Here is a 19,454-nt window from a genome sequence, read left to right as displayed (position 1 = left end):
CTCATGGGATTGATCGGCGAAGTACTGATGCTGCCGCTCGCCCCGGTGCGCGGCGGCCTGTGGGCGGTGAGCCAGGTACTCGCCGAGGCCGAGCGCCTGTACTACGACCCGGCCACCGTCCGGTCCGAACTCGCCCTTCTCGAGCAGCAGCTCGAGGCGGGCGAGATCGGGGAGGAGGAATTCGACCGCCGGGAGGACGAGTTGCTCGACCGCCTGGAAATAGGCCTGCGCCCCGGCGCGGGAACCGACAACGGGACGACACAATGAATCGAGTGGGACTTGGCCTCGCCGTAGGGGCCGGATACGTCCTCGGACGTACGAAGAAGATGAAACTCGCGTTCGCCGTCGGCACCATGGTGGCCGGCAAGCGGATGAACCTGAGCCCGCGCGCCCTGGGTGACCTGCTGTCTCAGCAGCTGCAGAACAACCCGCAGTTCAAGGAGATCGGCGACCAGCTGCGCGAGGACATGCGCGGGGTCGGAAAGGCCGCGACCGGAGCCCTGGTCGAGCGGCAGATCTCGGGCCTGGCGGACCGGCTGCACGGCCGGACGGCGGATGTGCGAGACCAGCTCTCGGGCGTGAAACCGGACCTCCCGGGCCGCGACACCGAAGAGGACGAGGACGAACCGGACGACGCGTACGAGGAGTACGACGACGAGGACGACCGGGACGACGACCGCGACGAGCGGGACCACGAGGAGTCCGCCGAGGCGGAGTCCGACGAGGAGCCCGACGAGAAGCCCCGGCCGCGGAAGAAGGCCGCGGCGCAGAAGGCCGCCCCCAAGAAGGCGGCCGCCAAGAAGACCCCCGCCAGAAAGACGACGGCGAAGAAGAGCCCTGCGAAGAAGACGGCGAAGAAGGCCCCCGCCAGGGCCGCGACGAAGACGTCCGCGCGCCGTTCCACCGGGGCCCGGTTGCCGAAGGAGGGGGGCCGCGATGAGTGACACCCTGAAGTCCGCCTCGGGCAAGGCGAAGGAGAACCCGCTCGCCGGCATCGCGCAGAGCGAGGCCGCCGACCGCCTGAAGGCCGAGTTCCAGGAGTACCTGAACGCCCAGGCCCAGCGGCTGCTCGTCGGAGTGGGCCACAAGCTCGGCCAGACGACGGGCAAGCTCAACGACATCGCCGAGGGCAACAGCCCGGGCTTCGCCAAGCTCGCCCTCGACGGCGGCCGCAAGATCGCCGAGGGCAAGGGACCGCTGCGGTCCGCCGTGGAGATCGGTGCCGGCCGCGCCAAGGACAGCGTTGTCGGAGCCTTCAAGAACATGACCGGTGGCAAGGGCCGCCGCAAGAGCGGGGCCGGCAAGAAGCCGACGGTCATCATGGAGTTCATCGACGTCGGCGTGCCGCTGCGCACCGCGTACGACCAGTGGACCCAGTACCAGGACTTCAGCACCTTCGCCAAGGGCGTCAAGAGCGCCAACCGCGCCGACGACACCACCACCGACTGGCAGGCCAAGATCTTCTGGTCCAACAGGAGTTGGAAGGCCCACACCACCGAACAGGTCGCGGACGACCGGATCGCGTGGACCTCGGAGGGCGCGAAGGGCACCACGAAGGGCGTCGTCTCCTTCCACTCGCTGGCGGAGAACCTCACGCGCGTCCTGCTGGTCCTGGAGTACTACCCGAAGGGCCTCTTCGAGAAGACGGGCAACATCTGGCGCGCCCAGGGGCGCCGGGCCCGGCTCGACCTGAAGAACTTCGCGCGCTTCATCACCATCAAGGGTGAGGCGGAGGACGGCTGGCGCGGCGAGATCCGCGACGGTGAGGTCGTCCACAGCCACGACGACGCGGTCGCCGAGGAGGAAGCCGAGGGCGAGCAGCAGGACGTCGCCGAGGACGAGTACGAGGGCGACGAGGAGCAGCCGGAGGAGTCCTACGAGGACGAGGAAGGCGAGCACGAGGACGACGAGCACGACGAGGAAGCGCGCGACGAAGAGGAGCGCGACGAGGAGGACCAGCCCGAGGAGCCCTACGAGGACGAGGACGAGGAAGACGAGGCGAAGTACGAGGACGCCGAGGACGCCGATGAGGCCGACGAGGACGACGAGGCGAAGTACGACGAGTACGAGGACGAGGACGAGGCGAAGCACGACGAAGACGCCGAGATGAGCGGGAGCCGTCGATGACGATGGCTGGCCGGATGCCGGAGCCGTACGGGCAGGGCGGCGGCGCGAACCTCGCCGACATCCTGGAGCGCGTGCTCGACAAGGGAATCGTGATCGCCGGGGACATCCGGATCAACCTGCTCGACATCGAACTCCTGACGATCAAGCTGCGGCTCATCGTCGCCTCCGTCGACAAGGCGAAGGAGATGGGGATCGACTGGTGGGAGGACGACCCCGCGCTTTCCACCCGCGCACGTCGGGACGAACTCACCCGTGAGAACGCCGAGTTGCGCGCCCATGTCGCCGCACTGGAGCAAGGCAGGACGGGGCAGGAGAGCGGAACGGAGCGAGGCAAGGTGGAACAGGGCACGACGAAGCGCGGCAAGGCGGAGGAGAGCACATGAGTGGACTGCGGTACGTCTACGCGATCTGCCGGCCCTTCGACGCTGCGCTTCAGGCGCAGGTGACCGGGGTGGACGGCGCTCCCCCCGGTCAGCTGTCGCACCACGGTCTGATCGCCGTGGTCGGCACGGTGCCGGAGCAGGACTTCGCCGAGGAGCCGCTGCGGCGCCACCTGGAGGACCTGGACTGGCTGAGCGCCACCGCGCGCGCTCACCAGTCCGTGATCGACGCCCTCACGGCGGTGACCACGCCGCTGCCGTTGCGCCTGGCCACGGTGTTCCGGGACGACGCGGGGGTGCGCGCGATGATGGAGGCACGGGAGGACTCCTTCAGGCGCACACTCGACCGGCTCGACGGCCGCGTGGAATGGGGTGTCAAGATCTACTCCGACGCGCAGGCCGCGAGCCCGGCCGCCGAGTCGGAGAAGCCCGCGTCGGGCAGGGACTATCTGCGCCAGCGACGGCAGCGCAACCGTGCGCACGAAGAGATGTGGGAGAGCGCCGAGAAGTTCGCCCACCGGCTGCACGGCACGCTCTGCGAGCAGGCGGAGGACGCCCGGCTGCATGCGCCCCAGAACTCCGCGCTCTCCAAGGTGTCGGGCCGCAACGTGCTCAACGCGGCCTATCTGGTGCCGCGTGCGGACTCGGAGGCCTTCGTCGAACTCGTGGAACGCGTGAAGACAGACGAGCCGGGCATGCGCGTGGAGCTGACGGGGCCGTGGGCCGCGTACTCCTTCGCGGGGGTGGAGGCCGAGGGGGACGACGCGGCGGGGGAGGCGGGACTGTGACCGTCATCGAACGCCGCGAGGTCGCCCTGGTCGACCTGCTCGACCGGCTGCTCGCGGGCGGGGTCGTCATCAAGGGCGATCTCACCCTGCGCATCGCGGACGTCGATCTCGTCCGCATCGACCTGAACGCGCTCATCAGCTCGGTGAACGAGCAGGTCCCCTCGCCCTTCGAGGAGTTGCTGTGAGCGAGGGCGAGGCCGAGCGCGAGGTCGAGCAGATCCGGGAGCAGGTCCGGGAGCGGCCCGCGGGCAAGAACCGGCTGGAACTGGAGCCGGACACGGTCGAACGCGATCTGATCAAACTGGTCCTGACCGTCGTGGAGCTGCTGCGGCAGCTCATGGAACGCCAGGCCGTGCGCCGGTTCGACACCGGCGAGCTGGACGAGGACCAGGAGGAGCGCATCGGCCTCACGCTGATGCTCCTCGACGATCGCATGGCCGAACTGCGCGACCGCTACGGCCTGCGGCCCGAGGACCTGAATCTGGACCTCGGGCCGCTGGGGCCGCTGCTTCCCAGGGACTGACTCCCTGGGACCGGCTCCTTGGACTAGCTCTTCGCGAACTTCGCGAACTCCGTGAGAAAGGCCTCGCAGAACGCCTTCAGGTCGTCCGGCTTACGGCTGGTGATCAGCGCGTTGGGCCCGTCATGGCAGACCTTCACCTGCTCGTCGACCCAGGTGCCGCCCGCGTTGCGGATGTCCGTACGGAGGCTGGGGAACGAGGTGAGTCCACGGCCCGAGACGACGCCGGCCTCGACGAGGACCCACGGGGCGTGACAGATGGCGGCCACCGGGCGGCCGCTGTCGAAGAAGCCCCGCACGAAGGACACGGCCCCCTCGTCGAGGCGCAGCGCGTCCGGGTTGGCCACGCCGCCCGGCAGCACGAGCCCGTCGAAGGACTCCGCCGACACCTCCCCGACGACCTCGTCGACGGGGAACGTGTCGGCCTTGTCGAGGTGGTTGAAGGCCTGGACCTGACCCGCCTCGGTCGACACGAGGACGGGCTCGCCGCCCGCGTCCTTCACCGCCTTCCAGGGGTCGGTGAGTTCGATCTGCTCGACGCCCTCGGGCGCCATCAGGAATGCGACACGCATGGCTCTTCACTCTCCTTGTGAGGGGTTTCGGTGGCTTTGTCAGCCGGTCGGTTCCGTCAGCCGGCCGTCTCGCGGACGACCCGCACGGTGTCCAGGCCGGGATCCGCCGCGTCGGGCAGGTTCATCCCGGCCGTCCTGCCGGTGCGCAGATAGCGCAGCACCGGCTCGGTGAGGCGTTCGCCGGGCAGCGCCGCGGGAATGCCCGGCGGGTAGGGCGTCAGCATCTCGGCCGCCACGCGCCCCGCTGCCTCGGCCACCGGCACGTCGACGGTCGGTCCGAAGTAGGCGTCCCGTGGCAGATCGACCTGGGAGAGGCGCAGCGCGGCGGGGGAGGGGACCTCCACCTCCGGCACCGGACGCAGGCCGGGAGCGGCCTGGGACAGGGCCCGCAGCGCGGCCAGGAGCTGATCCGTCGTCTCCCGGTCGTCGGCGTGCGTGAGCTGGGTGCTGATGCGGCGGTGGTCGGCCAGATGCGCCTCGATCGAGCGGTGCTCACGCAGCCAGTCCGCCGCCCGGAATCCCGAGGTGCCCAGGCCGCTCACGTCGATGACGACCGGCAGCGGGTCGAAGTCGGCGGCGGGACCGCAGAAGTCGGAGCGGTCGTTCACGTGCAGCCCGTCGACCTCCTCGATCTTCGCCCGTACGTCGGCCGCCAGATCCAGGGCCGCCCCCATCAGGTCCTTGCCGCGCAGGGCCATCTGGCGGCGCCAGCCGTCGAGACCGGCGTAGATGAGCACGGACGGGCTCGTGGTGCCGAACAGGTCCGCCCGGGACTTCAGCACCGTCGGGTCGATCAGGTCGCCCTGGAGGTGGAAGACGGAACCCTGCTCCAGGCCGCTGCCCATTTTGTGGATGCTCGTCACACAGATGTCGGCGCCCGCGTCCATCGCCCACGACGGCAGGTCGGGGTGGAACGGCAGATGCGCGCCCCAGGCCTCGTCCACGATCAGCGGACGGGAGTGCCGGTGGCAGACATCGGCGATGCCCCGCAGATCGGCGCAGCTTCCGTACGGAGTCGGGCTGGTGACCAGGGCGCCCATCGCGTCGGGATGGGCGGCGAACGCCTCGGCATAGGCGTCGGCCGACGGCGGGTGGGCCAGATGCCGGTCGGGGTCCCAGCTCGGATCGACCCAGACCGGGCGGATGCCGGAGAGGATCAGGGCCGACACGACGGACTTGTGCGCGTCACGCCCGATGAGCAGCTTCTCGTGCGGTCCCGCGGCCGAGAGCATCGCCGCCTTGACCGACAGGGAGCTGCCGCATGTGGAGAAGAAGGTGTGCGTCGCGTGCACGGCGTCGGCCATCAGCCGTTCGGCCCGTTCGAGGACCTGACCGCGGCCGAGGCGGTCGTCGAGGCCGCCGGAGGCGAGGAGATCGCCGTGGAAGACGGCGTCGCCGAGCACCTCCCGCACCAGCGGATCGGCGCCCCGGGCCTGCTTGTGGCCGGGCGGGGTAAAGGAGATACGGCCCTTTCTGCGGTGGTCCGCCAGGGCTTCGAGTACGGGGGCTCGGGCGTGATCGACGGTCATGGATCACGAGTTCCCTGGTGCCGCGAAGGTCAATCAGAGTGACTGAGCTCAGACCTCTTGGGTACTCAGTGTCACATGCGGATGAGTGTGATGGATGTGGGTTCGAACGCGGTCCGGCTGGTTGTCGTGGACGCGGAGGACGGTGTGCCCTTGCCGGTGCACACCGCCAAGTGGAAGGTGAGACTCTCCGAGGAGATCGGGCCGAGCGGGGTGATCCCCGAGGAATCGGTGGGACAGCTGGTCAAGGCGGTCGCCGAGGCGGCCGGTACCGCCCGCAGATGGGGCTCGGCGGAGCCCCTGGCCTTCGCGACGACGGTGGTGCGCAGCGCGCCCAACCGACTCGACGTGCTGCGGGAGATACGCGAGGAGACGGGCATACCGCTGTGCACACTGCCCGGAGAGGTGGAGGCCGAACTCACCTTCCTCGGCGCCCGGCGGTGGATGGGCTGGCGCGCCGGGCCCCTCGCCATGTTCGACATCGGCGGCGGTTCGCTGGAGGTGGCCTTCGGACGTGGCCGGCTTCCGGACTACGTCGCTTCGCTGCCCCTCGGCGCCCGTCGGCTGACCCGGGAGTTCTTCGACGGGGAGGACCCGCCGACCGAGCAGAGCGTGAAGGCGCTGCGGCGCAAGGTCCGCCACCAGCTGCGGGACGTCGCCGCACGAATCCGCTGGGAGGGGCCGCGTACCGCGGTCGGGACATCGCGGACGTTCCAGCAGCTGGCGCGGCTCGGCGGCGCCGCTCCCGGCCGCCACGGGCCGTTCATGGCGCGGCAGTTGAGCCGGGCGGACCTGCGCCGATGCCGCGACCGCCTCGCCGCGCTGCCGGTGGCCGAACGTGCCGCGCTGCCGGGGGTCTCGGCGCCGCGGGCCGCGCAGAGCCTGGCCGGGGCGATCGTGGGCCACACGGCGATGAAGCTGACGGGCGTCAAGACGGTCACCCTCTGCCCCTGGGCCATCCGTGAGGGCGTACTGCTGCGCCATATGGAGGACGGTGGGGCGTGGTGGGCGGACGTCAGCCAAAGCGAGGTCACGGTGCCCGCCAGCCTGCCGGTGCCCCTGCGGATCGCGGCCCTGCAGAACTGAGAACTGAGAACTGAGAACCGAGAACCGAGAACCGAGAACCGAGAACTGAGAACAGATCCGGAGGCTTTCCTGAGGCTCTTCTAAGGTGGCGTCGCCCGCGTCGCCGGAGCCTGCGGTGCCGCCTGGAGCCGGGCGATCGTCGTGGACAGTTGGCGTCGGAACGGCTTCGGGATGTGCCCTCCCGTGACGGCGCCGACCAGTTCGTCGGCCACGATGTGCAACTTGGTGTTGGAGTTCTGGGAGATCGAGACCAGCACGTCCCACGCGTCATCGGGGCTCAGCCCGAAGGAGGCCATCAGGACTCCGCGGGCCATGTCGATGACGGGCCTCGTCTCCATGGCCCGCCGCAGCTGGACGAGTTCGACGCGCGGGTCCTGCTCCAAGTCCGCGTCCGCGACGGAGACCAGGTCATCCGGTAGGGACACCAGGTCATCCGGCAACGACATCAGATCCTCCGCGATGGCCGGCTCCTCCGCGACCTGCGCAGTAAGTACACGTTCTGTCATGGCGGCCACTCCGTAGACGTCCGGGCGTCATCACCTCACCCAGCGTCGGTCCGGCACGGCATACCCGTCAAGTGATACAGGAAATGGGGTTCGCCCTTTTGAATGCGTGAATCAAACGCCCTATCTTGTAGGGATGGGAGCAGTACCTGAATCACACAGCGGTTGGACCTTCCTCACCAACCACGCCCGCGTGCTGGCCGCGATCGCCGATGATCCCGCGACCCGCATCCGTGACATCGCGGCTCGCTGCCGCCTCACGGAGCGCGCCGTGCAGAAGATCGTCTCCGATCTGGAGGAAGGCGGATATCTCTCTCACACGCGGCAAGGCCGTTCCAACACGTATCGCATCGAATCGGGGACCATCCTGCGTCACCCCGCCGAATCGGGGCTCGCGGTGGCGGAGCTGCTCACGCTCCTGGCCCAGCACGACGTCGACCACGGTGACGGCTCCCGGCAGTTGGAGTCGTCGCCACCACATGCGCGCGACCCGAAGCCCGGCTCCTGATGTACGGGCTGACCTGCGACGCATCCGGTCCTCGCGGGCCGGATGGCCGCACGGGGCGCCGGTAGGCTGGGGGGCATGGCCTACGAGATTCCGGTGACGCAAGCCCGCGCAGAGCTCGCCGACCTGATCAACCGCGTTGTATACTGCGGTGAGCGGGTGGTCGTCACCCGTCATGGCAAGCCACTCGTGGCCCTTGTCTCCGCCGCCGACCTGGAGCGGCTCGAGGCGCTGTCCGAGGCGGCGCCCGAGGCCGACGAGGAGCAGGTGATCAGCTCCGTCTCGTCGTTGCGCCCGACGTCGTCCCCGTCCGGCGCGGGCGAAGGCCGCCGTTTCGGCATTGCGGCCGAGCACCGGGGTCCCAACGCGACGTAACGGCCGGTTGATTGCTTGCGGCGACCGCAGGAATGGCCGTACGCCCCCGTCCGCTACAGCGGGGGTGTACGGCTGTCCGAGTGCCGGAAGCGTTGCGAGGCGTGCCGCCGGATCAGGAGACCGGCACCGCTTCCCTCGCCGTCGGCGCCTCGTCGCGCGTCGCGGCAGCGGGACGGCGGCGGAGCGCACCCAGCAGCACGGCGGTGAGGCCGAGCAGGACCCAGACGGCGAGGGTGACGAGCGGACCCGTGACGCGCGCGCCGTCGAAGAAGGAGACCGAGCGCAGCAGGGTGCCTCCGGCGCCCGGCGGCAGCAACTGCCCGATGAAGCCGACCGGTTCGGGCAGCAGTCGTGGCGCGGACGTCACGCCGGAGAACGGGTTGCCGAGCAGCACCATGGTCAGCGCGCCGATCCCGATCCCCGCCGGGCCGAAGAGCGCGGCGCATCCCGCGACGGCGCCGCCCAGCGCGAGCGTCAAGAGCCCCAACACCCCGGCTTCCGCCCACCAGTTGCCCGTCAGGACGCCGAGCCAGCTGTGCGTCACGGCTGCGGCGACCACGCCGACCGCCCCGGCGGCCAGCACGAGGGCGGTCACCGCGCGGACGCCGCGCAGGCCGAGCATCGTCACCATCGCGCCCGCCGCGACTCCCGCGATGGCCAGCGGCAGGATGCTCGAGCCGAGGGCTGAGCCCCGTGGGTCGGCCGCGGGCGCCGGCACCACGTCGGTGGTCCGCACCTCGGCCCCCTCGGGAGCCTGACCGGCCACCGCCTGCTCCAGAAGCTGGGCGACCACCGGGCTCGCCGCCGTCGCGGTCAGCAGCTCCATGCCCTGCGGCGTGACGACGACCGCCCCGTACACGGCCCGGTCCTCGATGGCGTCGCGGGCCGCGGCCTCGTCGGCGTACTGATGAACCTCGAACGCGCCCTTGTGGTCGGCCAGTTGCGCCTTGAGTGGGGCTGTCGCCGCAGCGGGTCCCGCGACGCCCAGGGGCAGATCGCGCGGGGTGGTCCTGGTGGCGGGCCAGGCGAAGGCCCACAGGGCGAGGGCCACGACGGCGGAGACCAGGACGGCCACCATCACCATGCGGCGGGCCTGAGGAGGCGAGGTAGCGACGGGCGTCGACATGAGCTGAGCCCCTTCCGGGATTCTCGGACCGGGATTCCGGGATTGACTAAAGAGAAGGATCGTTCGTTTTACGTGATGTCCTCACTGTGCTGCCGGGTGTGGAGCTTGTCAAGAAGGAATGTTCGTTTTAGTTTGGCGGCATGGCCCGCGTATCCCAGGAGCACCTAGACGCACGCCGCCGCCAGATCCTGGACGGCGCCGCCCTCTGCTTCGCCCGCAACGGTTTCCACGCCACCTCGATGCAGGACGTGCTCAAGGAGGTCGGCCTGTCGGCCGGAGCGGTCTACCGCTACTTCCGGGGCAAGGAGGAGCTGATCGGGGCGATCGTCGGCGAGGTCCTTGAGTACATCCAGGCGACCTTCGAGGCGGCGGCCGAGGAGACCCCGCCGCCACCGCCGGACGTGCTGGTCGGCCGCGCGCTGTCCCAGGTGCTCAGTCGTAAGCCCGGTGTCCGGGAGGGGGAGGCCTCGTACTTCCCGCGGCTGATCGTCCAGGTGTGGGCGGAGACCTTGCGCAACGAAGAGCTCGCGGCCGTGATGCATCAGGGGTACGCCAAGGTGCGCGTCGCCTGGGTGAAGATCGTCGAGGGGTATCAGGCGGCGGGCATGATGCGCGGCGACGTCCCGGCCGACCATGTCGCGCGGGTGATGGTCGCGACGGCGCAGGGGTTCGCCGCCCAGCTCGCGCTGTTCGACGAGGTCCCGATCGAGGCGCTGCAGGACGGTCTGCGCGGTCTGATGAGCATGGGCCGGCCCGGCTGACCGGTGCGGGGCGGTCCGGCTGAGGGTCGTGGGTCGGCCCAGCGGATGAGTATGGGTCTGCCCAGCTGATGGTCATGGAGCGGTCAAGCGCTGGTTAACCTCGTTGAAACTCCTCCCAACTAGCCTGCGATCCCACGCCACCAGGGGATTTGGTAACCGGGGTGCGCAAGATCATGCGTACTGTCTGTGTGTTACATCTATATCCGTCGCGGTGGCCGCGGCAGCCGGACCCCGCACGGTCCGGAGCGAGGACTGTGAGGTGGGACGCGTGCAACTGACCCCGCACGAGCAGGAGAGACTGCTCATCCATGTGGCCGCGGACGTGGCCGAGAAGCGAAGGGCGCGGGGGCTGCTGCTCAACCACCCCGAGGCGATCGCGCTCATCACGTCCCACATCCTCGAAGGTGCCCGCGACGGCCGCACCGTCTCCGAACTCATGTCGTCGGGGCGCAAGGTGCTCACCCGCGACGACGTCATGAGCGGCATTCCCGAGATGATCCACGACGTCCAGGTCGAGGCCACCTTCCCGGACGGCACCAAGCTCGTCACCGTCCACGAGCCGATCGTCTGACGGGGGCCGGCCACATGAGTTCCGCGCAGAGCCCCACGCAGAGTCCCACGCAGCCCACGCAGCCCGTGATCCCCGGCGAGATCCTCTTCGCCGACGAGCCCGTCGCCTACAACGAAGGCCGCGAGGTCACCGCTCTCACCGTCCTCAACGCCGCCGACCGCCCCGTCCAGGTCGGCTCCCACTACCACTTCGCCGAGGCCAACCCCGGTCTCGACTTCGACCGCGGTGCCGCCCGCGGCAAGCGGCTCAACATCGCCGCCGGGACCGCCGTGCGCTTCGAGCCCGGTATCCCCGTCGACGTCGAACTCGTCCCCCTGGCCGGTCTGCGCATCGTGCCCGGACTGCGCGGCGAGACCGGAGGCCCCCTCGATGCCTGAACTGTCCCGCGCCGCGTACGCCGACCTGTTCGGCCCCACCACGGGCGACCGCATCCGGCTCGCCGACACCGACCTCCTCGTCGAGATCGAGGAGGACCGCTCCGGCGGCCCCGGACGCTCCGGCGACGAGGCCGTGTTCGGCGGTGGCAAGGTCATCCGTGAGTCGATGGGGCAGTCGCGCACCACGCGCGCCGAAGGCGCCCCCGACACCGTCGTCACCGGCGCCGTGGTCATCGATCACTGGGGCGTCGTCAAGGCCGACATCGGCATACGCGACGGCCGCATCACCGGCATCGGCAAGGCCGGCAACCCGGACACGATGGACGGCGTGCACCCCGATCTCGTGATCGGCCCGGAGACCGAGGTCATCTCCGGCAACGGCAAGATCCTCACCGCCGGCGGCATCGACACCCACATCCACTTCATCTCGCCGACCATCGTCGACGAGGCACTCGCCTCCGGGGTCACCACCCTCATCGGCGGCGGCACCGGACCCGCCGAAGGCAGCAAGGCGACCACGATCACGCCCGGCTCCTGGCACCTGGCCCGGATGTTCGCCGCGATGGACTCCAGCCCCGTCAACATCGGCTTCCTCGGCAAGGGCAACACGGTCTCCGCCGAGTCCATGCACGCCCAACTGCGGGCCGGAGCCGTCAGTTTCAAGATTCACGAGGACTGGGGCGCGACCCCCGCCACCATCGACGCCTGCCTGAACGTCTGCGAGGACACCGGCGCCCAGCTCGCCGTCCACACCGACACTCTGAACGAGGCGGGCTTCATCGACGCCACGTTCGCCGCCGTCGCGGGCCGCACCCTGCACGCCTTCCACGTCGAGGGCGCGGGCGGCGGGCACGCCCCCGACATGATCACGGCGGTGTCGCTGCCGAACATGCTGCCCAGCTCCACCAACCCGACCCGGCCGCACACCGTCAACACCGTCGAGGAGCACCTCGACATGCTGATGGTCTGTCACCACCTCAACCCGGCGGTCCCCGAGGACCTCGCCTTCGCCGAGTCGCGGATCAGGCCCACCACCATCGGGGCCGAGGACATCCTGCACGACATCGGCGCCATCTCGATCATGTCGTCGGACTCGCAGGCCATGGGACGCATCGGCGAGGTCGTCATGCGGACCTGGCAGACCGCGCACGTGATGAAGCGGCGGCGCGGCTTCCTGCCGGGGGACAGCCGCGCCGACAACCGGCGCGCGCGGCGCTATGTCGCCAAGTACACGATCAACGCGGCGGTCGCCCAGGGCGTCGACCACGAGATCGGTTCGGTGGAGAGCGGCAAGCTCGCTGACCTGGTGCTGTGGGACCCGAAGTTCTTCGGCGTCAAGCCGCAACTGGTCATCAAGGGCGGCCAGATCGCGTACGCGCAGATGGGCGACGCCAACGCCTCCATCCCCACCCCGCAGCCGGTTTTGCCACGGCCCATGTTCGGCGCGCACGGCAAGGCGCCGGGGCTCAACTCGCTCAACTTCGTGACCCAGTCGGCGCTGGACGACGGGCTGCCGGAACGGCTGGGTGTGGCCAAGGAGTTCACCGCGATCCGCTCCACGCGCGGACGCTCGAAGGCGGACATGCGCGAGAACGACGCCCTGCCGAGGGTGGAGGTCGCCCCCGACAGCTTCGCCGTCACCATCGACGGTGAGCTCGTCGAGCCGTCGCCCGCCGCCGAACTTCCGCTCGCGCAGCGGTACTTCCTCTTCTGATGGTGATTCTGGTGGTGGTTGCTCTGATGACGGTCGACCGCGATGTCTAGAGCCGCACTTCTCGTCCTGGCCGACGGCCGGTTCCCCGCCGGAGGGCACGCCCACTCCGGCGGGGCCGAGGAAGCGGTCAAGGCGGGACGCGTCACCGGCGCCGCGGACCTGGAGCAGTTCTGCCGGGGGCGGCTGCACACGACGGGGCTCGTCTCCGCCTCGCTCGCGGCGGCCGCGGCGCTCGGGATCGATCCGCTCGAACTGGACGAGGCCGCCGACGCGCGGACCTCGTCGGCCGCACTGCGCGGTGCAGGGCGGCGGCTCGGGCGGCAGATGATGCGGGCCGCGCGGTCCGCGTGGCCCGACCCGTCCCTGGACCACCTGGCTGCCGCCCGGCCCAAGGGCGCCCACCAACCGGTCGTCCTCGGCCTCGCAGCACGGGCGGCGGGGCTCGGCGCCGAGGACGCCGCGTACTGCTCCGCGTACGAATGCGTCAGCGGGCCCGCGACGGCGACCGTGCGGTTGCTGAGCCTTGACCCGTTCGACGCGACGGGGGTCCTGGCCCGCCTCGCGCCCGAACTCGATCTCGTCGCGCGGGCCGCGGCGGAGGCCGCACGGTGCGCCCTGACCGAAGGCGTCGACGCGCTGCCCGCGGCGTCCGCGCCGCTCCTCGAGATCGGGGCCGAGGCACACGCGGCCTGGCCCGCGCGGCTGTTCGCGTCGTAGCGGACCGCACCACCGGGCGCTCGCCCCCGGAGCCCCGCCGTACGGGGCGAAACGAACTGCTGAACCATAGGAGTCGCACCATGCATCTCGACCACTCCCACGACGAGTCCACCGCCGTGAGCGCCGACGCACACCGCGCCGACGGGCGCCGCCGCGCCCTGCGGATCGGGCTCGGCGGGCCCGTCGGGTCCGGCAAGACCGCCACCGTAGCCGCGCTCTGCAAGGATTTGCGGGCCGAGCTGTCCCTCGCCGTCGTCACGAACGACATCTACACCCGCGAGGACGCCGAGTTCCTGCTGCGCGAGGCCGTGCTCCCGCCCGAGCGGATCACCGCCGTGGAGACCGGTGCGTGCCCGCACACCGCTATCCGCGACGACATCTCCGCCAACCTGGAGGCGGTGGAGGACCTGGAGGACGAAGTCGGGCCGCTGGACCTGATCCTCGTCGAGTCGGGCGGGGACAACCTCACCGCCACCTTCTCCAAGGGCCTGGTCGACGCGCAGATCTTCGTCATCGACGTCGCGGGCGGCGACGACATCCCGCGCAAGGGCGGCCCCGGCGTCAGCACCGCCGACCTCCTGGTCGTCAACAAGACCGACCTCGCCCCGCACGTCGGCTCCGACCTCGCGCGCATGGCCGCGGACGCCAAGGCCCAGCGCGCCGAACTGCCTGTCGTCTTCCAGTCGTTGAGGTCGGAGCAGGGTGTCGGTCCTGTCGCCGCCTGGGTACGCGCCCAGTACGCGGCGTGGACCGCGTCCGCATGAGCGTGGACGCGGTCGTGGCTTCGGGGGTACGCGGCACCGCCCGCATCACCGCGCGAGGCGACGGGCGGGGCGGCACCGCCCTGCCCGTGCTCGACGGTGAGGGGCCCCTCGTCCCGCGCCGCACCCGGGCCGCAGGAGCGGGCGCCCACGTCACCCTCGTCGGGGCGATGAGCGGCCCCCTCGGGGGCGACCACCTCACCGTCGAGACCACCGCCCACGACGGGGCCCGGCTACGCGTCGGCTCGGCCGCCGCCACCCTCGCCCTGCCGGGGCAGTCGAAGGAGACGGCGCGCTACGACGTGCGGCTCACGGTGGGCGAGGACGCGGAACTGCTCTGGCTGCCCGAGCAGTTGATCTCCGTACGCGACAGTGATCTGCGGGTGACCACACGGGCCGAGCTCGCCGCGAGCGCGCGCCTGGTGCTGCGGGAGGAACAGGTACTCGGGCGGACCGGCGAGGACCCGGGACGCCTCACCAGCCGCCTCACCGTGCGCCGGGCCGGCCGCCTCCTGCTCGACCAGGAGCTCTCCTGCGGACCCGGCGCACCCGCCGGCTGGGACGGCCCCGCTGTCCTGGCGGGGCATCGCGCGATCGGCCAGCTCGTCCTCGTACGCCCGGAGTTCGACCAGGAGCGCCCAGGGCCGGCCCTCCTCACCGAAGGCGCCACGCTCACCCCCCTCGCCGGACCCGCGGTACTCGTCACCGCCGTCGCCCCCGACGCCCTACAGATCCGCCGCATCCTCGACGAGGCGCTACGCACACTCACGTGAACGGGGTCATATCCGCTCAGCGGGGTTCCCGGCATGTCCATGGGCGTTCGCGGCTGTGCGTCGGCGTTGACACGCAGACAGACACGCATCGGAGCTGTCGCGCCAGCGGTAGTACGCGTCCTTGTGGTGGTGCCGATCCGCTGTTCCCATGGCCTTGGGGGTTGTGCCGCTGCAGGGGGGTGCTTCTATCTGTTCGGTCAAGGTCTGGGGGATTGATCAGGCTGTTTGTTCGTGCCGGGGTTGGTAGAGGGTGCGATGTTTGAGCATGGCGTGCAGGACGTCGACGCGGCGGCGGGTGAGGCAGATGAGGGCTGCGTTGTGGCGTTTGTTCTCTGCTCGTTTCCTGTCGTAGTAGGCCCGGGATTCGGGGCTGCTCAGTGAGGCGAACGAGGCGAGGAACAGGGTCCGTTTGAGCATCTTGTTGCCGCCGCGGGGTGGTCCTTCGCCCCGGATCGAGGTCCCGGACCGACGTGTGGTGGGGGTCAGTCCCGCGTAAGAGGCCAGGTGGGCGGCGGTGGGGAACGCGCTGGCGTCGCCGACCTCGGCCAGGATGCGGGCTCCGGTCCTGACCGCGACCCCGGGCATGGAGGTCAGGACCTTCGCGAGAGGGTGGGCCTCCAGCAGCGCGGCGACCCGGCTCTCCAGGAGATCGCGGCGCTTGAGAAGGACGGCGAGGGCTTCGGCCAGGCCGGCGATGATCTCGCCGGCCGAGGCCGTGCCGGGGACCTGGACGGTCTGCTGGGCCAGGGCGATATGAATCTGTTCGGCCAGCTCCCGCGGGGTGCGCATGCGCGGGGCAGCGTTGGTCATGACCTCGATGAGCTCTTCGGTGCGGGCCCGGGCCAGTGCGGCCGGGGAGCCGAACGTCTGGAGCAGGGCCAGGACGGCCGGATGGCGCAGGCGCGGTCCCAGGACGCGTTCCAGGGACGGATGGATCGAGGTGAGCAGGCCGCGCAGCCGGTTGGAGGTGCGGGTGGCGTCTTGGGCGAGGTCGTCGTCATAGCCCAGGACCATGGTCAGTTCGGCCCGCACGCTCTCATCGACGTCGATGGAGTGCAGCAGGTGGGGCAGGGTGCGGGCGGCATCGGCGATGACGTGGGCATCACGGGCGTCGGTCTTGCCGCTGCCCGGGTGCAGGTCGGCCCGCCGGCGCATCGACAGGCCGGGCAGATAGGCGACATCGCAGCCGCAGGCGCGGGCGACGGTCACCGCCAGCGTGCCGATGGAGGCCGGCTGATCGACCACCACCAGGACCCTCCCCTTGCGCTTGAGACGGGTGAACAGTTCCCGCAACTGGGGCTCGCCGTTGGGCAGCGGTTTGTCGAAGGTGGTACGGCCGTCGGCCAGCAGAGCCGTAGCGTGGTGGGCGGACTTGCCCACATCCAGGGCGCAGAACACATCGATTGACGTGAAGTCATTGCTGGTCACCGGGTTTTCCCTCCCCGGAGTCACCACCGGTGGCCCAGCCGGGCACCGGAGATCGGCAGCCACATTACGCAGCCCTGCCTGCCGGCGGACATGCTTCCATCAGCGACCATCCGGTGCCGCCAGGACCGGCGACAGCACCCCCCGGATCATCAAGGACAGGGGCAACGAGTCATACCGGCCCTGAAGGCCACGAACCCGAACCGGGCTCTACGAAGACGGTAATGGGCGAACATGGGTGATCTCAAGGTCGTTCGGTGGAAGCGGCATGGGCAGGATCGGCTCTATGTGAATCTCCCTGACGGCTCCGCCGTCGCATGGGCCGACTGCCGGACGGGCAAGGTCACGATCCTGGTCGAGCCGTATCGGCATGAGGCACTCGGGTTGCTGCGTCCGCTCCTCACGCGACCTTCTCCCGCACCGAGATCGAGCGCCGCCGCGAAGCCCAAACCGCGTAGATCGGTAGAGCCGCAAGGTGTACCGGAGTTGCCTCCGCTGACGGCGCCGGACGATCTCGCCCTGAATCGGCCGGGGGAGGGCCTTAGGTGCTTGCTGGCGGAGAAGGGCCCCAGCGCTGCGCAGAGGGTGCTCTCCTGGCTGTTGCGGCGTGAGTCTGAGTGGGATTCATGGCGCATGGGGCTCGCCGGTGAGCGTCGGGTCGGTGGCGAGTTACAGAGGCTCTCGCGGTATGGCTGGCGTGTGCTGCACTCTGTGCCGCTGCCTCGGGACGTGGACATCGACCACCTCCTGATCGGTCCCGGCGGAGTGTTCAGCATCAACACCAAGCGCCACTTCGGGAAGACCGTATGGGTCGGCGATGAGATGGCGAAGGTCAATCACGGCCCGCCACAGCCGTACGCACGCAAGAGCAAGGCGGAGGCTGGTCGGGTCCAAGCGGTGTTGCGGCGTTACACCGACATCCCGGTACATGTGCAGCCGGTCATCGTGTTCGTCGGCGTGACGGAACTGACCAAGGCAGCAACGCAGTTCACCGTCCGCGTGTACCGCGAGCGGGAGGTCTCTGCGCTCGGCCCGCTCAGCGGGGTGCTTGATGCCAGGCAGATCGATGAGCTGTACGCGGTTGCCCGGCATCGGCGCGCTTGGCTGTCCGCCTGAAGGAGACCTCGCCGCTCGTGGGGCACTCCAGCCAGGCCGCAACCAGGACCGCGTACCGGAAGCAGCACCGCCCGGTGATCGAGGGAGCAGGCCTCCCCACATGGACAAACCGCTCACCGGTTCCCCCGACCCGGTTATCGGATTGGCAATTGGGGGTGGGGGCTGGCCTCGGGTTGGTGTGCCTGTCACCTGCGCTGATGGTGCGCTGGCGTCCATGGTTGTTCGCGGGTGTGCGTCGGCGTTGTCACGCAGTTAGCTACTCATCGGATTGGCCGTTCCAGCGACAGTATCGCCACAACTGATCATTGATGGCCGTGACGTGCGGCCGTCTACTCGATCACCGCTCTGAACTGCTGCTGTGCTGTTGGCAGTTGTCAGCGTTGGTCACCAACGAGCGCCCTTCTACGGCCCCATGACGGCCCGAGGAGGGCGCTTGCGCGTTGGGCGACACGCGCCTTGTAAGTCAGGCGCCCTCTGATCCGCAGCTCTAGCGGGGCCGGTCGCCGACGGTCATTCCGGCCTCCACACGGTCCTGGGGGAATGCTATCGGGCGTGGATGGTTGCTGCGGTTGTCGTACTTCGCTGCGGTGCGCCGAGACCTATGAACGCTCCTGAGCACACCGCCCGTGTGCCAGGCTCGTGCGGTCGCCCCACGGAACTCTCTTCCGAATGATGCTTCAAGGAAGTGCTGTAACAACTTCTCAGTCGACTCCTAATTCGGAGCGAGCTGCCGCGACAAAGAGACTGTACTTTTCGAGGAAATCCGTCGCCGCTAGGTTCCGTGCCCTGACGTGTCGAACGCTTCTCGCTCTCGGCGATGCACTGAGGACGGTATTCTTAGCACGCTGCGCGGAACCCAGAAGATCGCGAGCCGCCTTACTGGTTTCTTTGGAGCCGATTAGAGTGACCCTGCTGCGGATGTTCGCTAGTTGACTAGTTGCATTTTGTAATTCATTCGCATCAGCGCGAATTGGATATAGCGTGTACTTTTCGATCTCTACCCCTACGGACTGCGCAGCGGCGATGTATGCATCGTATGCCTCTCTGCGTTGGGCCCGGAGCCAGTGTGCATGCTCAGTCGCTGCCTGGTCTTGCACTTGTTGACGGAGCGCTTGAGCGCTTGTTTCTGCCCCGGCGCGGGTCCCTCTGACTGCTGCCATTCCTCCTGCAATGGCTCCACCAAGCGCGCCAACCATGGACGCTAATCCAGCGATCACGGCAGCCATACCCTCATCCATACTGGTGCATTTAAATACACCTTGCGTCGAATGCCTAGGTCGGTGGAGCGGCTTTGGGCGGGAGCTGCCATGGGGTGAGTGATCATGGCCCCGTAAGCTCATCGCGAGTCGGGCGGTCTTTGGACCTGCCCGGTAAAGCACGACGGTGGGGCCATGATCTTCGAGGCTCGCCCCATGGTGGCTGCGTAAAGCCGTGGAGCCGACCGCCTCAGCCGACGGGCCTCGTCCATGGGAGCGGGTTCGACGGCATCGCGTCGCCGCCACGATCCGGCCTCGGTTTGTAAGCACAAAGCGTCTTTTGCCTGTACGGCTCTTCCCCCTTGCCCCATGCTTGCTCTTCTCCCCTTGTGGGTGCGGATGGGCGACGACGCGTGCGACCCGCTGGCGGAGACATGCGAAGGGCGTGCGCGTCGGCGGCCATCCGGCGCCGACGCACTCTGTGCGGCTCACGATTCCCTGCGAATCGACCTAACTCTGTTAGGCCTTTGGTTTT

Annotated in this window: 23 protein-coding genes; 18 read left to right on the top strand and 5 right to left on the bottom strand. The window is 69.4% G+C overall.

What is annotated here, in order from left to right; genetic code table 11:
* The first annotated feature begins 3 nt into the window (after positions 1-3).
* From ACWFRU_RS13335 to ACWFRU_RS13305, 7 genes are read left to right on the top strand one after another with little or no spacing between them, the layout of a single operon-like run.
* The gene (locus ACWFRU_RS13335; RefSeq protein ID WP_453686386.1) at positions 4-267 is read left to right on the top strand and encodes a gas vesicle protein GvpG; all 264 of its coding nucleotides are present in this window, start codon (positions 4-6) and stop codon (positions 265-267) included.
* A complete protein-coding gene (locus ACWFRU_RS13330) occupies positions 264-944 on the top strand; it encodes a DNA primase (RefSeq protein ID WP_453686384.1) in 681 nt (226 codons plus the stop codon). Before ACWFRU_RS13335 ends, ACWFRU_RS13330 begins: the two co-directional genes overlap by 4 nt.
* A complete protein-coding gene (locus ACWFRU_RS13325) occupies positions 937-2,127 on the top strand; it encodes an SRPBCC family protein (protein WP_453686382.1) in 1,191 nt (396 codons plus the stop codon). Before ACWFRU_RS13330 ends, ACWFRU_RS13325 begins: the two co-directional genes overlap by 8 nt.
* Positions 2,124-2,510, top strand: coding sequence for a gas vesicle protein (locus ACWFRU_RS13320; RefSeq protein WP_453686380.1), 387 nt, complete (start codon positions 2,124-2,126; stop codon positions 2,508-2,510). The genes ACWFRU_RS13325 and ACWFRU_RS13320 overlap by 4 nt, the downstream gene beginning before the upstream one ends.
* Positions 2,507-3,295 carry a GvpL/GvpF family gas vesicle protein gene (locus ACWFRU_RS13315; protein WP_453686378.1) on the top strand — a complete coding sequence of 263 codons (789 nt, stop codon included), beginning with the start codon at positions 2,507-2,509 and terminating at the stop codon, positions 3,293-3,295. The genes ACWFRU_RS13320 and ACWFRU_RS13315 overlap by 4 nt, the downstream gene beginning before the upstream one ends.
* Entirely contained in the window at positions 3,292-3,480 is a 189-nt protein-coding gene (locus ACWFRU_RS13310; RefSeq protein ID WP_451208613.1) for a gas vesicle protein, read from the top strand. The genes ACWFRU_RS13315 and ACWFRU_RS13310 overlap by 4 nt, the downstream gene beginning before the upstream one ends.
* A gap of 32 nt (positions 3,481-3,512) precedes the next feature.
* A complete protein-coding gene (locus ACWFRU_RS13305; RefSeq protein WP_363207851.1) occupies positions 3,513-3,818 on the top strand; it encodes a gas vesicle protein K in 306 nt (101 codons plus the stop codon).
* A gap of 23 nt (positions 3,819-3,841) precedes the next feature.
* Here the strand turns inward: ACWFRU_RS13305 and ACWFRU_RS13300 are convergent, their stop codons facing one another.
* Positions 3,842-4,387: a type 1 glutamine amidotransferase domain-containing protein gene (locus ACWFRU_RS13300; RefSeq protein ID WP_453686376.1), complete on the bottom strand. Its 546-nt coding sequence runs from the start codon at positions 4,385-4,387 to the stop codon at positions 3,842-3,844.
* Between the two features lie 56 nt (positions 4,388-4,443).
* Positions 4,444-5,916, bottom strand: coding sequence for an aminotransferase class I/II-fold pyridoxal phosphate-dependent enzyme (locus ACWFRU_RS13295; RefSeq protein ID WP_453686374.1), 1,473 nt, complete (start codon positions 5,914-5,916; stop codon positions 4,444-4,446).
* Positions 5,917-5,991: 75 nt separating this feature from the next.
* Here ACWFRU_RS13295 and ACWFRU_RS13290 point away from each other — a divergent pair, with 75 nt between their 5' ends.
* The gene (locus tag ACWFRU_RS13290) at positions 5,992-6,999 is read left to right on the top strand and encodes a Ppx/GppA phosphatase family protein (RefSeq protein WP_453686372.1); all 1,008 of its coding nucleotides are present in this window, start codon (positions 5,992-5,994) and stop codon (positions 6,997-6,999) included.
* An 80-nt stretch (positions 7,000-7,079) separates the two neighbouring features.
* On the opposite strand, the gene ACWFRU_RS13285 is transcribed toward ACWFRU_RS13290, so the two are convergent.
* Positions 7,080-7,505 carry an ANTAR domain-containing protein gene (locus tag ACWFRU_RS13285; RefSeq protein ID WP_453686370.1) on the bottom strand — a complete coding sequence of 142 codons (426 nt, stop codon included), beginning with the start codon at positions 7,503-7,505 and terminating at the stop codon, positions 7,080-7,082.
* A 133-nt stretch (positions 7,506-7,638) separates the two neighbouring features.
* Between ACWFRU_RS13285 and ACWFRU_RS13280 the strand changes: the two genes are divergently transcribed.
* Both ACWFRU_RS13280 and ACWFRU_RS13275 read left to right on the top strand, forming a co-directional pair.
* Positions 7,639-8,010, top strand: a complete 372-nt coding sequence (locus ACWFRU_RS13280) for a helix-turn-helix transcriptional regulator (protein ID WP_453686368.1) — start codon at positions 7,639-7,641, stop codon at positions 8,008-8,010.
* Positions 8,011-8,085: 75 nt separating this feature from the next.
* A complete protein-coding gene (locus ACWFRU_RS13275) occupies positions 8,086-8,382 on the top strand; it encodes a type II toxin-antitoxin system Phd/YefM family antitoxin (protein WP_453686366.1) in 297 nt (98 codons plus the stop codon).
* A gap of 112 nt (positions 8,383-8,494) precedes the next feature.
* Here ACWFRU_RS13275 and ACWFRU_RS13270 read toward each other — a convergent pair whose 3' ends face one another.
* On the bottom strand, positions 8,495-9,508 hold the full coding sequence (locus ACWFRU_RS13270) for an ABC transporter permease (RefSeq protein WP_453686364.1): 1,014 nt from the start codon (positions 9,506-9,508) through the stop codon (positions 8,495-8,497).
* A gap of 140 nt (positions 9,509-9,648) precedes the next feature.
* Here ACWFRU_RS13270 and ACWFRU_RS13265 point away from each other — a divergent pair, with 140 nt between their 5' ends.
* From ACWFRU_RS13265 to ACWFRU_RS13235, 7 genes are all read left to right on the top strand, one after another.
* Positions 9,649-10,269 (top strand): TetR/AcrR family transcriptional regulator, encoded by a 621-nt coding sequence (locus ACWFRU_RS13265; RefSeq protein ID WP_453686362.1) that lies wholly within the window; start codon positions 9,649-9,651, stop codon positions 10,267-10,269.
* 268 nt (positions 10,270-10,537) lie between these two features.
* On the top strand, positions 10,538-10,840 hold the full coding sequence (locus tag ACWFRU_RS13260; protein WP_453686360.1) for an urease subunit gamma: 303 nt from the start codon (positions 10,538-10,540) through the stop codon (positions 10,838-10,840).
* A gap of 65 nt (positions 10,841-10,905) precedes the next feature.
* Positions 10,906-11,217, top strand: a complete 312-nt coding sequence (locus ACWFRU_RS13255) for an urease subunit beta (protein WP_453686787.1) — start codon at positions 10,906-10,908, stop codon at positions 11,215-11,217.
* Positions 11,210-12,931, top strand: a complete 1,722-nt coding sequence (locus tag ACWFRU_RS13250; RefSeq protein WP_453686358.1) for an urease subunit alpha — start codon at positions 11,210-11,212, stop codon at positions 12,929-12,931. The genes ACWFRU_RS13255 and ACWFRU_RS13250 overlap by 8 nt, the downstream gene beginning before the upstream one ends.
* A gap of 42 nt (positions 12,932-12,973) precedes the next feature.
* Complete coding sequence (locus tag ACWFRU_RS13245; RefSeq protein ID WP_453686356.1) at positions 12,974-13,648, top strand: urease accessory protein UreF; 675 nt, start codon at positions 12,974-12,976, stop codon at positions 13,646-13,648.
* Between the two features lie 80 nt (positions 13,649-13,728).
* Positions 13,729-14,412, top strand: coding sequence for an urease accessory protein UreG (ureG, locus tag ACWFRU_RS13240; RefSeq protein WP_453686354.1), 684 nt, complete (start codon positions 13,729-13,731; stop codon positions 14,410-14,412).
* Complete coding sequence (locus ACWFRU_RS13235) at positions 14,409-15,182, top strand: urease accessory protein UreD (RefSeq protein ID WP_453686353.1); 774 nt, start codon at positions 14,409-14,411, stop codon at positions 15,180-15,182. Before ureG ends, ACWFRU_RS13235 begins: the two co-directional genes overlap by 4 nt.
* 216 nt (positions 15,183-15,398) lie before the next feature.
* Here the strand turns inward: ACWFRU_RS13235 and ACWFRU_RS13230 are convergent, their stop codons facing one another.
* Positions 15,399-16,610: an IS110 family transposase gene (locus ACWFRU_RS13230; protein ID WP_453686351.1), complete on the bottom strand. Its 1,212-nt coding sequence runs from the start codon at positions 16,608-16,610 to the stop codon at positions 15,399-15,401.
* A gap of 231 nt (positions 16,611-16,841) precedes the next feature.
* Between ACWFRU_RS13230 and ACWFRU_RS13225 the strand changes: the two genes are divergently transcribed.
* A complete protein-coding gene (locus tag ACWFRU_RS13225) occupies positions 16,842-17,723 on the top strand; it encodes a nuclease-related domain-containing protein (protein WP_453686349.1) in 882 nt (293 codons plus the stop codon).
* Positions 17,724-19,454 lie beyond the last annotated feature (1,731 nt).

It is taken from the genome of Streptomyces sp. NPDC055099 (assembly GCF_053607685.1).
Note: the sequence above shows the minus strand (reverse complement) of the source record. Positions and strands in the feature narration are given on the sequence as shown.